16 protein-coding genes are annotated in these 15,511 nt (G+C 61.2%); all 16 read left to right on the top strand.

Going from position 1 to position 15,511, the window contains the following annotated elements:
• Window positions 1-17: 17 nt before the first annotated feature.
• A complete protein-coding gene (locus ACFV9H_RS09105) occupies window positions 18-821 on the top strand; it encodes a hypothetical protein (RefSeq protein WP_385395445.1) in 804 nt (267 codons plus the stop codon).
• A complete protein-coding gene (locus ACFV9H_RS09100; protein WP_385395441.1) occupies window positions 821-1,879 on the top strand; it encodes a hypothetical protein in 1,059 nt (352 codons plus the stop codon). Before ACFV9H_RS09105 ends, ACFV9H_RS09100 begins: the two co-directional genes overlap by 1 nt.
• Entirely contained in the window at window positions 1,869-2,684 is an 816-nt protein-coding gene (locus tag ACFV9H_RS09095) for a hypothetical protein (RefSeq protein ID WP_385395438.1), read from the top strand. Before ACFV9H_RS09100 ends, ACFV9H_RS09095 begins: the two co-directional genes overlap by 11 nt.
• 11 nt (window positions 2,685-2,695) lie before the next feature.
• Complete coding sequence (locus ACFV9H_RS09090; RefSeq protein ID WP_385395436.1) at window positions 2,696-2,986, top strand: hypothetical protein; 291 nt, start codon at window positions 2,696-2,698, stop codon at window positions 2,984-2,986.
• On the top strand, window positions 2,983-5,319 hold the full coding sequence (locus ACFV9H_RS09085) for a hypothetical protein (protein ID WP_385395433.1): 2,337 nt from the start codon (window positions 2,983-2,985) through the stop codon (window positions 5,317-5,319). The genes ACFV9H_RS09090 and ACFV9H_RS09085 overlap by 4 nt, the downstream gene beginning before the upstream one ends.
• Before the next feature lie 53 nt (window positions 5,320-5,372).
• Entirely contained in the window at window positions 5,373-6,152 is a 780-nt protein-coding gene (locus ACFV9H_RS09080; RefSeq protein WP_385395430.1) for a peptidoglycan-binding protein, read from the top strand.
• Window positions 6,153-6,397: 245 nt separating this feature from the next.
• Complete coding sequence (locus ACFV9H_RS09075; protein ID WP_385395428.1) at window positions 6,398-6,970, top strand: hypothetical protein; 573 nt, start codon at window positions 6,398-6,400, stop codon at window positions 6,968-6,970.
• Window positions 6,971-7,100: 130 nt separating this feature from the next.
• Complete coding sequence (locus ACFV9H_RS09070) at window positions 7,101-7,286, top strand: hypothetical protein (RefSeq protein ID WP_385395425.1); 186 nt, start codon at window positions 7,101-7,103, stop codon at window positions 7,284-7,286.
• Between the two features lie 126 nt (window positions 7,287-7,412).
• Entirely contained in the window at window positions 7,413-8,915 is a 1,503-nt protein-coding gene (locus ACFV9H_RS09065) for a hypothetical protein (RefSeq protein ID WP_385395423.1), read from the top strand.
• Between the two features lie 292 nt (window positions 8,916-9,207).
• Window positions 9,208-9,591: a hypothetical protein gene (locus ACFV9H_RS09060; RefSeq protein ID WP_385395420.1), complete on the top strand. Its 384-nt coding sequence runs from the start codon at window positions 9,208-9,210 to the stop codon at window positions 9,589-9,591.
• Window positions 9,592-9,852: 261 nt separating this feature from the next.
• Entirely contained in the window at window positions 9,853-10,695 is an 843-nt protein-coding gene (locus ACFV9H_RS09055) for a hypothetical protein (RefSeq protein ID WP_385395417.1), read from the top strand.
• Between the two features lies 1 nt (window position 10,696).
• Window positions 10,697-10,870, top strand: a complete 174-nt coding sequence (locus tag ACFV9H_RS09050; RefSeq protein WP_385395414.1) for a hypothetical protein — start codon at window positions 10,697-10,699, stop codon at window positions 10,868-10,870.
• Window positions 10,871-11,141: 271 nt separating this feature from the next.
• Window positions 11,142-11,873, top strand: a complete 732-nt coding sequence (locus ACFV9H_RS09045) for a hypothetical protein (protein WP_385395411.1) — start codon at window positions 11,142-11,144, stop codon at window positions 11,871-11,873.
• 156 nt (window positions 11,874-12,029) lie between these two features.
• Window positions 12,030-12,329 carry a hypothetical protein gene (locus ACFV9H_RS09040; protein WP_385395409.1) on the top strand — a complete coding sequence of 100 codons (300 nt, stop codon included), beginning with the start codon at window positions 12,030-12,032 and terminating at the stop codon, window positions 12,327-12,329.
• A 249-nt stretch (window positions 12,330-12,578) separates the two neighbouring features.
• On the top strand, window positions 12,579-12,944 hold the full coding sequence (locus ACFV9H_RS09035) for an HNH endonuclease (protein ID WP_385395406.1): 366 nt from the start codon (window positions 12,579-12,581) through the stop codon (window positions 12,942-12,944).
• A 57-nt stretch (window positions 12,945-13,001) separates the two neighbouring features.
• Window positions 13,002-15,503 (top strand): phage/plasmid primase, P4 family, encoded by a 2,502-nt coding sequence (locus tag ACFV9H_RS09030; protein ID WP_385395403.1) that lies wholly within the window; start codon window positions 13,002-13,004, stop codon window positions 15,501-15,503.
• Window positions 15,504-15,511: the final 8 nt, after the last annotated feature.

Raw genomic sequence — 15,511 nt, 5'->3', positions numbered from 1 at the left:
GTTAGAGGGGGGTTGAAATGGCGGAGTTGGCTGACTGGACTTGCTCATTCAATGGGTTGGTCATGGGGGAACCTGACTCCGCCATTTCGATTGTTGCTGTGGACGGGCTACTGACGCTGCCCGATGTTCGGTCTTCGGATCTGACACTTGTGCAGCGTCACGGCCTTTACGCGGGTGACGACTACATGAACGGCCGTACTGTGACGCTGACCCTTGAGGTTTACGGCTCCTCGCGTGAGGAGTTCACGGCGGCCCTGAACGCCGTTCAGGCAGCCTTTCTGCCGGCTGAGGCTGAGAAGCCTTTGACGTTCCGGTTTCCGGGCGCTACAGCGGACCGTACGGCCTTCGTGATGGTGCGCCCCCGAAAGCGTAGTGCGCCCCTTGATCTCAATTTCGCGAACATGGTTTGCAACGTGATGGTTGAGTTGTACGCAACTTCGCCGTACATGGAAGCTGACGACCTGACTACGCTGCCAACGCTTGCGTCGCCATTTTCGGGCACCAGCCCCAAGCTGAACTTTGCCGTTGACTCAAACGTGCCGGTGCTGCCGCTCATCACGATTTCCAACGTGAAGAACGTGAGGCTGACGGACGAGATTACCGGCCAATACTTCGGAGTGGTCTACACGGGCCCCACGGTCATTATCGATTCGGTGAAGCAAGAGGTTCTGTCCGCTCCGGGTGAAGGCATGCCGGGTGCGATTACTCCCGGGTCTACGTGGCCGGAGTGGGGCTTTGGTGCTCACCGGCTAGCGCTCTACAGCGAAACCACAACCGCCCCATCTACGGCACTGATCGAATTCCGAGACAGGTGGGTCTGATGAGCGCTGCACGATATCGAGTGATTCAGATCAGCGCGCGTGACGGCGCATTCGTGCGTGAGTTGCCGGTTACTGGAATCGTCTACGCGGAAACGCTGAACGGGGACGGTTCCGCTTCTGTCGGCATTCCCCTCACCTGCCCAGAAGCCGACCCAGAAAGCCTGATACCCGGGATTTCCGGGCTGATCATTGAGCGTAACGGGGTTCCCGCATGGGGCGGGATCGTGTGGACGATGGCCGCTGATCTTGCTGCGGGAACTCTCACGCTGAACGCTGCGGGGTTCCACTCGTACTACAAGGGGCGGGTGCTGCATGACGGGTACACGCGCCGTGGCGATCAGACTGCCCTGATCAAGGATTGGATCAACGCGTGTAACGCTGACAACGGCGTTGGGACGGACGTCAGCGCGCTCGCCAATACCGGTCGGGAACGGTTCCGTACGTGGACTCAGTTCGAGCTTAAGAACGTCGCTGAGGCGATACAGGAGCTTGCCGAAGACGATGGCGGGTTCAACTTCCGGTACGTGCCGTATACCGGTGGCGGGTTTCACGGGCACCGACTTGTCATGTCTCCGCGTGGCGGAGCGGTAATCCCCTCCGCTCTAGTACATGGGACGAACTGTGATGTGACTCAGGTCAGCTACGACAGTGCGTCTATGGCTACGCGGGCTTATGCGGTCGGTGCAGACAACGGCAACGGCACAAAGCTTGTCGGGATCACGGACAACCTTGATCTTGCAACCCGCATGGCTACCAAGCATGTCGTTGCGTCGTTCAGCGACGTGAAGCACACAGAGACGCTTCTCAACAAGTCGGCAGCCATCATCAGCGCCGGCCGTGAGCCGGTGGCCATTCCCGCTCTGACCCTGTACCCGAACGTCTTTGATCCGACCACCTTCATACCGGGGGACAGTGGCCCCGTTCAGGTGGACTGCGGCTATGTGGCGTTGCTGGATGACTTCGTGATCACGGAGCGGCGGACGAGCGTGGACGCGAATGGCACGGAGATTACGACGCTCGCTCTAGCCAATAAGGAGCTGTTCACTAGTGCCGACTAACGCCAATGCGCTACAGCCTTCGCTTGTAAATGAGCTGAACGAACTGAAGCGTCGCCTCTCTGCTGTGGAGCGCAAGCCTGACGTTCTCGCGAAGTTCGACCGGTACCCAACTACGGAGTGGGCAGCGATCGAACGCGGGAGAGTTGCCGGCAACTTCTGGTCGTCGTGCGGTATCGCCAACGTGACCGGGCTTGTGTACGACCGAATTGAGTGCAAGTTCATTACCGACCGTTTCATCGTGGACAGGTCGGAGGGTGAACTTCGGCTCGCTGCGTTCCGGCACTTCGGAACCGGTCAGAAGGAATGCGTGAGCGCGTCCCGCTCATTCGTAATTCACGGTGCAGCTACCGCGATTGTCGGCAAGGGCATTCTCCGTTGGGTTCACGGAATCCCCTTTGGTTGGGATTACGAGGATGGCACGTCCACGTACACGATTGAGCTACAGCACCGGTACGTGACGGACCAGACCCCCGACGTTCCGGCGGTGTCTCAGATGTTCGGTTTCGTGAAGATGTCAGATCAGGCTGCCGATTGGCCGGAAGCGCTGATGACTGACGGAAATGGCAATTGGGTGCCGGCGCTCAAACCGGATGCTGGCAACGGTGTTCCTGCGTCGGGATGGGCTGATATAGCCGACCGCGATAACGCGTGGAACGGTGCATACGGCGTCAGCAATATGCACTACTGCGTTGGCCTGCCGGAGGAGCGAATTCCCGAAGCGACTCCCGACGGTTGGGCTTATTACAGCGGCGGAACCTCTGAATGGGGCGACGCTGGAAACATCAATGACCCGGTTATCGGATAGGGGGTACAGCAATGGAACTCCCTAACCTTGTGGGCATTGCTGAAATTGCCGGCGGCACGGTCGTCTTTCTCATGCTGGTTTACCGGCAGGTTAAGACTGGGGCGCGCGACGCGTGGCGTGAAGAGGCTGAGGCTCAGACTGCGAAGGCTGACCGGCTTTCACTGGACGTTGAAACCCTTGTGCGGGAAGTGCGCGCCCTGCGGGATGAGAACGCGGGCCTTCGCAAGGAAGTTGCCGAACTGCGCGCTGAGAATCGTGAGTTGCGTGAGCACATTGACCGGCTGATTGGGGGGAACGCGTGAGCACACCACTGCCGGTAGACATTCCTACGGTGCGGGTGACTGGCCAGTACCGCGCGCCGAATGGCCGCGCTCTGAGCGGGTCGGTGACCTTTTCTGGGCCGAGTCTGCTGACGTTCGCTGAGTCAAACCTTTTCATCGCAAGCCCGGTTGTTTCAAAGCTTGACTTGGTTGGCCGAATTTCTGACGATGCCGGTAATCCGTGGGTTGATCTTCCGGCCACGGACAGCCCGAACATGAATCCGGCAGACTGGTCATATGTGGTAAAGGAGAACCTGACTGGGGTTTCCGGTGTGCGTACGTACGCACTTCTGCTGCCGGCCGGTACGGGCCCGATTGACCTTGCTGACGTGGCGCCGGCTGACCCTTCTACGCCAACGTACGTTCCGGTTCCGGGGCCTCCGGGGCTAGTGACGTCGGTCAACGGCATCAGCATTCCGCACATTGTCCTCAGCGCTTCCGATGTGGGCGCCCTTTCGCGCTACACGGGCAGTCCGCGCGTGGACGTGTCGCAAGGGTCGGTTGATCTCTTCTACGAGAAGACCCTTACGCATGTGACCGTTGCGCAGTCTACGGCTGTTGACTACGTGAACGGCGTTGTGTACGTGGCTCAGCTAATGGGTGACGCGTACCAACTCCCGGATGAGCCTGCCCCGCTTTCGGCCGCTGAGCGTGACGAGCGTGGCGATATCTGCATCAATCAGCTCAGTCTTACCGGGACGCTTCTCGGCGCAATGCACGTTCGTGGCGCCGGCCATGGAACCAGCGTTGGCGTTGAGTACGGCCGTGATGGGCTTGTGTGGCTTTGGATTGACCGGGATGCAAGCAGTAGCGGTTTTGCGCGCTCTCTGTCGCGTATCCAGTTTGCTGCGGGCACGATTGTTGAGAGCGATTCGACAACTTCGTATGCGCCGTACACGGGCATGCATGGTGTGAGCTGTTTCATTGACAGCTACAACCGGCGTATTGCCGTTCGGTACACGTACCCTGATCCGTCTGATACGGGGCGCCGTTTCGAAATCTACGATCTTGATGATGCTGTGGCACAGCGTTGGGTGCCTCTGGGTTCGTTCCTTCAAGATGCGAATGCCAGTCCCCCGACTCTTCCGGGGCCGGCGGTCGGTGTTTTTCAGGGCCATACCATCTTCGGCAATTTCGTCTACACGGCGGATGGCAGCCCCAACACCGATAACGCGTACATAACCGTAATCAACTGGACTACGGGCAAGCAGGTGCAGCGTGTAAAGGTGACGTCGCATTACGGCCTCACCTATCGGGAACCTGAGGGTATGGCCATTCACATACCGAAGCTTGGTTCGCCGCACCGGTTCCAGCTCCTTTACGGTTTTGCGAGTGGCAGTAGCGGCGCGCGCAAGTACACGTTGGCGGCAATTGACGCTGATTCCCCGCCTCCGCGTATCGGCGTGAATTTGAACGCCGGCGAAACTCCGCAAGCAAACGTGGACGTGGTCGCCACAAGCGGTATTCCGGGTGTTTCGGTACGTGGCAGCGGCGGTGCACATATTTCGCAGTGGACCAACTCGGGGGCGGGCACTCCGGCCACGTGGGTTAGTTCCGGCGGGCACCTTGCCACGATCAAGAACGGGTACTTCGCCGGCGACGCGATCCAAGTCAACTCGCTCGCTACCGACGTTGGCGGCGGCAAGGGTGTTGTGGGTATCACGAACGCGACCACGGTCCCTACCGCGCACCCGAGTGCAGGCGTGATCCTGTACGCCACCGGGGGCGCTGCACGTGTGCGAGGTAACGGCCTTGCTGTGGTGGACAGTTCGGGGCTTGAAACGGAACTGACAGCCAGTCCGCTGCCGTCACCCGCTGATCACGGTTTCTTGGCATGGTCGATTGATCCGGCCACATCCAACGCGGGTACTGCGCCGGCAAGCGGCGTGATGCAGCTTGTACGCGTTCGGCTCCGCTCTCCTCGCACCGTGTCGTCCGTAGTGCTGTTCGTTAACACTGCGGGTGCCGGCTTGACGGCCGGTCAGAGTCTCGTAGGTCTCTACAACATGAGCGGTACGCGTTTGGCGATCAGCGCTGACCAGTCTGCCGCGTGGGCTACGAACGACGAGAAGACAGTCTCGTTCACGTCGCCGGTAACCAACCTTGCCGCCGGCAACTATTGGGTGGCGATCCTGTCGAACGGTACGACTCCCCCCGCGTTCACTCGTGCGTCCGCTCAGGGCGGCAACATGGGCATTCCCCTTGCTGAAACCCGCTTTGGCCTTTACAGCACTGGGCTGACGACGCTGCCCGGAACGATTACGCCGGCGTCGGTAACGCGGTCGGGTGTGGCGTACGCGGTCGGTCTTAAGTAGTGGCTAGGCGACTCACCGTGAGTCGCCTAGCTTCCCCCTTGAAAGGAGTATGCATGTCCACTGTTGAGCGCGTGCTGAGCATCGCGAAGGCAGAAGAGGGATACCGAGAGGGGTATTCCAACGGGAGTTGGAACAACAAGCAAAAGTACTCGCCGGCGGTACCGGGCCTTGAGTGGTCCGATTGGCAGGCATGGTGCGCGACGTTCGTTTCATGGGTTGCGATGACCGCTGAGGTTTCCGCGCTGTTCCCGCGCACTGCGTCGTGTTACACGGGCGTCCAGTGGTTTAAGCGGAAGGGCCGATTCTCGGAGTATCCGGCCGTTGGCGCTCAGGTCTTTTTCGGTTCCGGTGGCGGCACTCACACCGGTCTCGTGTACGCGTATGACGCTGACTACATCTACACGGTGGAAGGAAATACGAACGACCGGGGTAGCGCCCAGGGTAACGGGGTCTATCTCCAGAAGCGCGAGCGTCGGGATGCCTACGTGTACGGCTACGGCTACCCCGAATTCCCCGAGGGCATTGTGTCGGCTGACCCCGCATGGGCCGGCCAGAAGCCGGCTGAGCCCGCACCTGCCCCTGTCTCGTACGTGCCCTTCCCGGGTGCCGGCTGGTTCACGAAGGGCCGTAAGTCGCCGGTTGTACTGGCCATGCGGAAGCGCCTCATTGCGGTCGGCTGCAACCGGTACAAGTCGAGTGCCGACCCTGACGTGATCGGTTCGGGTGACGTCGCGTCGTACGAAGCGTGGCAGCGGAAGTGCGGTTACACGGGGTCGGCTGCAACCTGGCCTCCCGGCAAGACCACGTGGGACGCGCTCAAGGTCCCGAAGTAAACAACAACGAAAGGCAGGTTCCATCATGGGTGACCACAGCAAGCCCGGTGTCTGGTCGGTAGTCGAGTGGGCGCGAACCCACAAGAAGACCGTTGTAGCCGTTGCTGCGGGTGTTGTAGCCATCGTCACGGCCATACGGCCTGACTTCCCCGGAGCGGCGGTCATGGGCGCGCTGAGCATGCTTCTGGGGCTGTAGGAATCCCCTCCGCTCCCTTCTAGGCAACACCACCTAGAAGGGGGCACCCGTGGCCTACTACAAGCACGTAGGGCTGATCGGCAAGGCACGGAGCGGTAAGGACACTGTGGCAAAGCGGTTGGGCGAACGGTGGGCTTATACCCGCGTCGCGTTCGCTGACCCGCTCAAGGAAATGGCACTCGACCTTGACCCGCTGATTCCGACCACACCCGGAATTTGGGTACGGCTTTCCACCCTCGTGCGTGACACGGGTTGGGAGTACGCGAAGGACACGTACCCGGAAGTACGTCGCCTGCTACAGCGCATGGGTCAGACTGTTCGCCGGCAGGATGCGGGGTTTTGGATCGATGCAGCGCTGAGCAAGGTCGACGTTGCCGACTCGTGGAACCTACCGGTAGTCGTCACGGACGTACGGTACGAGAACGAAGCTCAGGCGCTACTCAACCGGGGCTTCGCGCTCATCCGCGTTGTACGGCCTGACGCCGGCCTCACAGACGGCAACGAGGGACACGAGAGCGAGATAGCCCTTGAGTCGTACGCCACTGCGCTGACCATTGGGAACACCGGCAGCCTTGCCGACCTGAACAACATCGTTGACCACCTGCTACTCCCCCGACGATGAACACAGCCCCTCACTGGCCTCACAGCCGGTGGGGGGTTTTCTTGTTTTTGCTTCGCAAGAGGCGACTCACGGTGAGTCGCCTGTGCTACGGTTGTGCCAACAACAACGGCGACACCGAAGGGGCGGGAACATGCTCAAGCGCGCAAAGGACGTCACCTACACGAACCTCCTCGTAATGGAAGAGGGGCTGTACGCGGTTCGCACCGTGGCTACCGACATGATGAGCGGAACCACTCGGGTCAGTGGTGACGGCTTCTCGATAATGTTCCGGTGGGATGAGCCGGTCGAGACCCTCAACGACTCGCTCGACAGTTAGCAGGATGGGGCCCCGCTTAGGTGGGGCCCTTTTCAGCCGACTCACCGTGAGTCGCTAGACAAACCAAAGATCAGCACGCTAGGCTCAGCACCGTAAGAACGGGCGGGCAGCGAAAGGGGCGGGGCAATGAACGAGAAGATCAACGTTGTGAGCGTACGCGGCGGCAAGGTTCACACGGCTACGCCGGACCACGGTGACCACCCGTTCCCGCTGTGCCGTACGGGGGACATGACGAATAGCGGAACGAAGTACCGCACCACTGCCGCCCCCGTTGATTGCAAAACTTGCGGCAGGTATATCGCGCTGCGAGAAGAACGTGAAGCGGCAGAAATGCAGCCGACTCACGGTGAGTCATCTGACGCTCCGTCTGATATGATGCCCGAAACCGACACGAAGGAGACGCCGACCATGGACGCTAAGAAGACCGCTCCCGCCGCTCCCGCCCCCGCAAAGCCGGACACCGATCAGCTCATCAGCGACGTGCACGATGTCATTGACCGCATCAAGGTCATGGCACACCAGGGCCCCAGCACCGCAAACGCCATCACGGAACTCACAGAAGAGGCTGACGCGCTGATCCGTCAGCTTCCGGCGGACAAGCGCGTCTCCCTCCGTGCGGACGTCAAGGCTGCCGGCGAACTCCCGTCTGGCGACACTGCCCCCGCTCCGGTGTCCGGCACGGTCGTTGTCCGTGAAGCCGAAGACTTCAATGAGATTGAAGGCGTGCCGGATCTTGTGGCGGAAGCCAAGGAAAAGTTCACGGCCGGTATCGCACTGGGAGTCAAGACCGCTGGTGTAGCCGAAGAGGTCGCTTCGGTCATCATCAACATGCGTTCGAAGATCACAAACCCTGACACGGGTCTGCCTGACCTTCTGAGCGACCGGAAGACCACGAAGAACGCGGCGGCCGAAATCTACAACGCCGTACGCAAGGGCGTTGACGACGACGACATGCGCGCCGTTGCCGCCTACGACAGTGTGGCCCGGTCGGTCCGTAACAAGATGACTGACGTCTTCGTGGACTGGGTTCGTGCCATGGACACTCCGGAGTCGTACGACGCCTTCAAGGAGCTGTTCCCCGCTGCCGCCGAAATGGTCGAGAAGTCGGCTGAAACGGCTACGGCCATGGCCAACGATCCGGACGTGGCGGAAGAGGACGTTCCGACCCCCCTGTCTCCCTCTGAGGCGCTCCACAAGCTGTACGCGTCGAAGGGCGTGAAGCTGCCGGAGCGTGGCCGTACGGAGATTGAGCGGGAGCGCAAGCAGATTGCCGCGCTGAACAAGGCACGCCTTGAACTGGCAGCGGCAACGGAAGCGGCGGAAGAAGCCACTGACGCCGAGAAGAAGAAGGAGCTTGAGGCGGAAGCCGAGAAGGCTGCCGCTCAGGTGAAGACGGTTGAGGCGAAGCTTCCCGAGAAGGTCCTGAAGGAGCTGCCGGCGCCGGTCGTGAAGACGAAGGGTGACCGCCTCAAGGAGAAGGTAACGAAGAGCCGGGACTTCCTCAGCGCTGCCACGGATGAGGCCGCGTTCAAGAAGTTGGAGGCGGACGAGAAGACTGCCCTTCTCGCGCAGCTTGAGGCACTGTCCGGCTTCATCGCGACTCAGGTTGCAGCCCTCAAGGCCAAGTAACCGTCCGGTCACACACAGTGAGCCCCGCCCTTTCCAGCAAGGGGCGGGGCTCTTCTCGTAAGGGAGTGCAGGAATGATCTACTGCCCGAACTGCAAGAGCACGCACGAGATTGACGACACTGACCAACACTCCTCGCTGTGTCAGGCGTGTGGCAGCGACGGACACGCCATGTGTCAGCACCGTGAAGCCGAAGCGGCTATGACGCGGTCCCCCTATGACGAGTCGGCTCTTCGGCTTATGGACAGCATCAGCGCGCGCCGTGCCCGCCGGTCTCAGGAAGGGGCGTAAGCCATGACTGACCAGTGGTGGATGCGCGTGGAAACCGCCGGCAACCGAAGCGAGTCTCACGCGGCGGAGAAGCCGGCTACGGTCACGCTGTGCGGGCAGTCTGTGACCTTCCCGTTGGGTGGCAACGACATGCCGACGTGTGAGGAGTGCGCGTACGCCGTAGTACAGGGTTCGATCAAGCGGGACTTCGCTCAGGTGGACACCGGCGCGGCTGCAAGCGCTCCGGAGCCGTCTGTTCTGTTCGGCTACTGCAAGACCAGCGGAGACGCGTACACGCACTCGATCAGCGGCGGGCAGGTGGTGTGTGAGGTCCCCATCACTGAGGTAACAGACGGGCCGCCTAACTGCCCTGACTGCTGGTACATCCTGCGCGACCGCAATGAATGAGCCGTAACCCCTAGGTGCCCGTCTAAGCGCCTCACAGCCCCGTTGGGTCTCCATGTACCGGCGGGGCTGTGCCATGCCCGCAGACGGCCGTACAGCGGCTAGTGCAGTAGTGCAGGTTTGTAAGCCTCTTCTGTATTGCTATAGGAAACCCTAAGAGAAAACAGAGTCAGCGTACAAAGCTGCACTTCTGCATTGCCCCGGTGGGAAGCCCCTCCGCGCTAGTAGACGTGAACCACTTACTAGCCGGAGGGGAAACCCACCATGCCCAAGATTCGCACCATCTATCGCGGCGGTAGCCGCTTCTACCTGCATCCCGAAATTCGGGACCTTGCGCACCCTGGGGTGACCAGCATTATCGGGATGCTCCCCAAGCAGAATTTCCTTAGCCCTTGGAATGCCCGCATGACCGCTGAACTTGCCGTCGACTCAATCGACTTCATTTCCAGCATGGCGGAGCGGGACCGTGAGGGCGCTGTTCAGTATCTCAAGGGCGCTGCCCGCCGGTACACGAAGATCCGCGCCGATATCGGCAGCGAGGCTCACGACATTTTTGAGCGCCTGATTCGCGGCGAAGAGGTCTACAGTGTGCGCGCTGACCTTGCGCCGTATCTGCGACACTTCCGTGAGTTCATGGAGGCCGTGAACCCCGAGCTTGTGCGCGCTGAGGATGTGGCTTGGTCCGACACGTACGGGTACGCCGGCAGTTTTGACGTGATTCTGTACGTGTGGCTTGACGAGAAGGGCAACCCGACCCCGGATCGTTCCGGTACCCGATATCTCGTGATGGCTGACTGGAAGACCAGCAAGGCCACGTACCCGGACGTTGCTCTACAGCTTGCCGCCTATCAGCGCGCCGATTTCATCATTGACCCTGAGGGTAAGCGTGAGCCCATGCCGGAGTTTGATGGCGCGTTCGTACTGCACATCACGGATGAGACTTGGTCTTTCAAGCCGGTCGTCACGGACGACGACGTGTTTGAGGAGTTCCTTCGTCTGCGCGGGACGTTCGATTGGGATCGTGACCTTTCGCGGCGTGTGATCGGTAAGCCCATTGCGAAGGCTGCCGGCGGCAAGATTGTTACCGGTACTCAGCGAAGGGCTTGACATGCGCGCGTACCACAAGCGGACACAGCAGCCCTTCTGCCTGTACCTGACATTGGACGAAACGGCACAGCTCCTTGAAGAGTTGGAGTGCCTCAACCTTCCGCAGTACGAAATGCTTGAGCGCGTGCACGTGGCGCTGAATCGCGTGTTTACGGCTCACGAAGAGCGGATGTGACTGTGGCCAACTGTCTCTGTAATCCCTACCGTTCCGGGCTGTGCCCCAACTGCGGTAAGTAGTACCCAACCCCCGACTACCTCACCTGAGGCGGTCGGGGGTTTTTGCATGCCCGTAGGGCGGGAATCCCCTCCGCTCTAGCCCCAGTGAGACACAACGGAGCGGACGGGAAGCTGGCCCCACGTGGCAGCGAGAAGAAGGCTTCGGCCGGATGAGACATGCCACGCGAAGCGCCCTTCCCGTTCGCTCCTCCTATTCCTGGGGAGTACGCATGGCGCTTGACATTTGGGTGACTGATCCGGAGAACAAGCCGGAACCGCGAGTTACCTATTCCGACGACACCGTTGGCCGGCTGCACTCCGGCTACATGGACGAGACCAACCCGAAGAAGCCTCAGCCGGTGGCGCTGACCGAGTGGCGTTTCTCGACTGGCGAACGGACCGTTGGCGACGCTGTGGCGCAGCTTTTCGGCGGTACTCCGGTGGAGAACGAAGAGAGCACGTCCGAGAACTTCATTGACGTTTTCACGAACGCTACGAAGATTCCCGTGATTATCGATCCGGACGGGATCGAGTCGGATATGAAGCAGTGGATTAACGGCAAGCTTGTGCATCACTGCACCGGCGCCCGTTTCCTGTCGCACCCGGACGAAGACAACATTGGTACGCCGTGCGGTTGCCCCGCGCTTTTTGCTGAGCGTAAGCAGCGCGCGAAGGATTACATGGGGCCGAACCCTTCTATCACGGTGACGTTCTCCCTTGCCGATGATCCGGAACTTGGGCTCTTCAAGTTCCAGACTGGTTCTTGGACTCTGGCCAAGATTCTGCATGAGTCGGAAGAGGCGCTTGCCCGTGTTGGCGCCGGCGGTTCCGTGCTTGCCGAGCTGGAACTCAAGTACGTCGAGTTTGTGCTGACGAAGGGCAAGGATCGCGGTAAGACCGTGTCCTACACAAAGCCGGAGATTCACATCAAGAAGTCGTACAACGATGCGATTGCCGAGTAATGGGCGCCGTTGTTACTTGGGCGGAAATTCTACGCGATGCGTCGAATGCAAAGGTGCGCGCGCCGTTGTGGGAATACCCGCCCGTCGCCCGACCCGCTGTGATTCATGAGCGCCGCGTTCGGTTCGGCGTGTACGACGAAATAGGTGATCCGGAGTATGGGTAAGCGCGGAACCGTAGTCGACTACGCGGGTGAGCCCCTGTACCGGGGTGATCTGATCACCTACTCGACACGATGCGGCAACCGGGTGCGCGCGTCCGACGCAATCATTGCCGAGAAGCCAAAGGCCGTGATGGTTGGCGGCCGGCTCACCCCAATGCTCAAGGTACAGCCGACCGGGGTCGATTCCGGCTACGGACTGGGTGAGCGCAAGACGCTGCGGACGGAGTGGATCAGCCCGGAGCATGTACGCCTACTGCGCAGCAACGTAACCGGCGAGCAACGAGAAGACCACTGAGCTAGGGCCGGACGGTTTCCAACACGGAGACTGTCCGGCCCTTTCTCTGTTTCAGCCGACTCACCGTGAGTCGGTTAGGAGGGGAACAAATGGCTTCGGTACTGATCAGCAAGGACACAGCGCCACCCTTGGGGGACCTTAGGCGTATGGGTGCGGGAGATTCCATATTCCTGCGTAGCGGATGGGCTGCCCGGCCGGATAGCGCGCGGTACACGGACGCAATCCTGAGCGCTGTTCACCGTGGCGCTGATGTCAGGTGGATACGCCGTGACGCATGATCCGAAGTGCCCGTGTGCGGCTTGTCGCAAGCGTCGCCAGAAGGCGCACATCAAGAATTTCTACCGCCGGTTGCCGCCCGACAAGCGTCATGAGTTGACCCATAAGAAGCGCGCTGAGGCGTACGGGGTTGAGCACGTTCCGTACAGCCGGACAGACATCATGCGCCGTTGGGGCTACCGGTGCGCGTACTGCGATGCGCGAGCAACGCACCTTGACCATGTGCACCCGCTCAGCAAGGGGGGTGCCGACAAGGAATCCAACATGTTGCCGGCGTGTGCGCGCTGCAACTTGAGCAAGGGCGCGAAGACGTTGGAAGAGTGGTCGCGCACGTTCTAGACCCCGTGGGAATCCCCTCCGCTCAAGGCATGGCAGCAACTGAGCGAAGGGGATTCCATGCACTTCCAAGACATACTTGCCCGGTTCCGTGACGTGTCCGAAGAGGCGGACGGGGGCTATCTTGCCGTCTGCCCCGCGCACGCTGACTCCCGTCCGTCGCTGCGCATTTGGCGGGGGGATGACAACAAGGTTCGGCTCACGTGTCGCGCCGGCTGTAAGACCGATGCTGTACGCGTTGCTGCCCGCCTCAACTGGGCCGACCTGTTCGACGCGATTGGCGAAGGGCAGACGGTGCCGAAGGAGAAGCCGGCGCTTGTCGGCTCCACCCTCGTCACTCAGTTGGCCATGTACGTGGATGCCACGTCGGCACGCTTCGGCAACTGGTCTGACTCGGGGGCCGGCGAAGCCCGTGATTACGTAGAGTCCCGCTTCGGCTTGTCCGCTGAGGCAGCGTCAGAACTCATGCTCGGCTTTGACGATGGCCGGATGCCGGGGCTTGACTACGTTGACGCTCACGGACGTGAGTGCACCTACCGGTCGCGTTCCTTCCGCCAGTACCCGCGCCTCACGGTTCCGCTCAACGACTTCCGTGGTGTGGCACGTGGGCTGCAAGGTCGGGACCTGTCTGGCAAGTGCCCCGGTCGTTGGCTGAGCCTGAGCAACCCTGAGGGGCAGCGGTGGGCGCCGTACGGGGTCTTCCGGGGTCAGGGTGGGTACGGGGCTGTCATCGTCTCTGAGGGGCCCGGAGACGGGCTTACAGCGGTTGCTGTGGGGTACGACGCGGTATGCATCCGGGGCGCCTCACTTGCCGGCAGCCCTGACCTACTTGCCGAACTTGCCGAAGGGCTCAAGGGCAAGCAAGTCATTGCCGCCGGAGACAACGACCCCGCCGGTCAGCGTTTCAATCTCGCCCTTGCCGAAGGACTCAAGCCGTACGGCATTGAGGTCTACGCGCTGCCTATTCCGGTAACGCTGGGCGCCAAAGCAGATATCACGGATTGGCGCGCGCACAACCCCGCAGAGTTCGCGCGTGACTTCCACACGAGCGTGAAGAACGCGCGCCCGGTACAGGATCGAGCCGTTGCAGAAGCGGCCCACCGTAAGGCAGAAGTTGTTCAGCGCACGGGTGCCGTAACCGTGTCCGATGACCAGGGCCGCGACGCTGCCAACATCCTCGCGGAGTTGGTCACCACATACGGCGATTCCGACGCGATGAACGCGCATGCGCTTGTGGCGTGGTCCGATGGCCGGATCAAGTTCGCCCCCGGATTGGGATTCCACGTGTGGAACGGCGTGGTATGGGAGCGCTCTGAGCAGAAGGTGCGTCAGGAGATTCACCGCATGGGTGCGGCCCTTGTGCTGTCCGGCAACGCGAAGGAAGCGCGGGGCTTCACAATGACGACACGCATTGACGCGCTGATGACTGAACTTCGCAGCGTGCCGAGTGTGTACGTGGACGCAGAAGCGTTCGACGCGCGCCCTCAACTCCTTAGCTTCCGCAACGGCGTTGTGGACCTTCGCACCGGGCAGCTCCGTCCGCACGACAAGTACGACATGCTGACTGTGTCGCTGCCGCTGGATTACGACGCGTCGGCAGCGTGCCCGCGCTGGGAGTCGTTCCTTACGGAAATCTTCCCCGGAAACCCTGACCTTGTCGGTTACATGCAGCGCCTCACCGGCTACGGCATCACCGGCAACACGTCCGAACAGTGCTTTGCGGTGCTGTACGGAAAGGGCGCCAACGGTAAGAGCGTGTTCACGGACACGCTGACCACGATATTTGGTGCGGTCACGAAGACCACGCCGTTCGCAACCTTTGAGGACAAGGGCAGCGGCGGAATCCCGAACGACATTGCGGCACTTCGCGGCGCACGTCTGGTCATGGCTTCTGAGGGTGAATCCGGCAAGGCCATGAGCGAAGCGGTACTCAAGCGGGTCACCGGTAAGGACAAAGTCACGGCCCGGTTCCTGCGGCAGGAGTTCTTCACGTTCGCGCCCACGTTCCTGATCATGCTTGCCACGAACCACAAGCCGCGCTTCCGTGGCGCTGATGAGGGTTTGTGGCGACGCGTCAAGCTGATTCCGTTCACGCGCTATTTCGCTCCCTCCGAGCGGGACTACGACCTTGATCGGAAGCTCCTCGCGGAGAGTGCCGGAATCGTCGCGTGGGCTGTGCGCGGTGCTGTCGAGTGGTACCGCGCCGGATTGGGCGATCCGGAATCCATCACGTCGGCAACGAAAGAGTACCGCGCCACGTCCGACGCGCTCGCCGGCTTCTACTCCGACGATCCGAGTATGCCCGCTGTTCTGATAAAGGACCCCAACTCGACCATGCTCGGAGCGGACGCGTTCAACGCCTATCTCGACTGGTGTGAGGCGGAAAACCTTCCGGGCAAGGAGCGTTGGACGCGCCGGACGTTCTTCGCTGCCATGGAGGAGCGCGGCGCTACCCGCAAGCGCGTGGCGAAGGGCAACGCACTGACCGGCATTCGACTTGCCGACACGGTTGAGGGCTTCGGCACCGGCCCCGGAATTTTCGGGAATCCCCTCCGCTCCTAAATGGGCAA

This window comes from Streptomyces sp. NPDC059874 (assembly GCF_042731135.1).
GTDB lineage: Bacteria > Actinomycetota > Actinomycetes > Streptomycetales > Streptomycetaceae > Streptomyces.
This window is presented reverse-complemented; position numbering and strand designations above follow the sequence as displayed.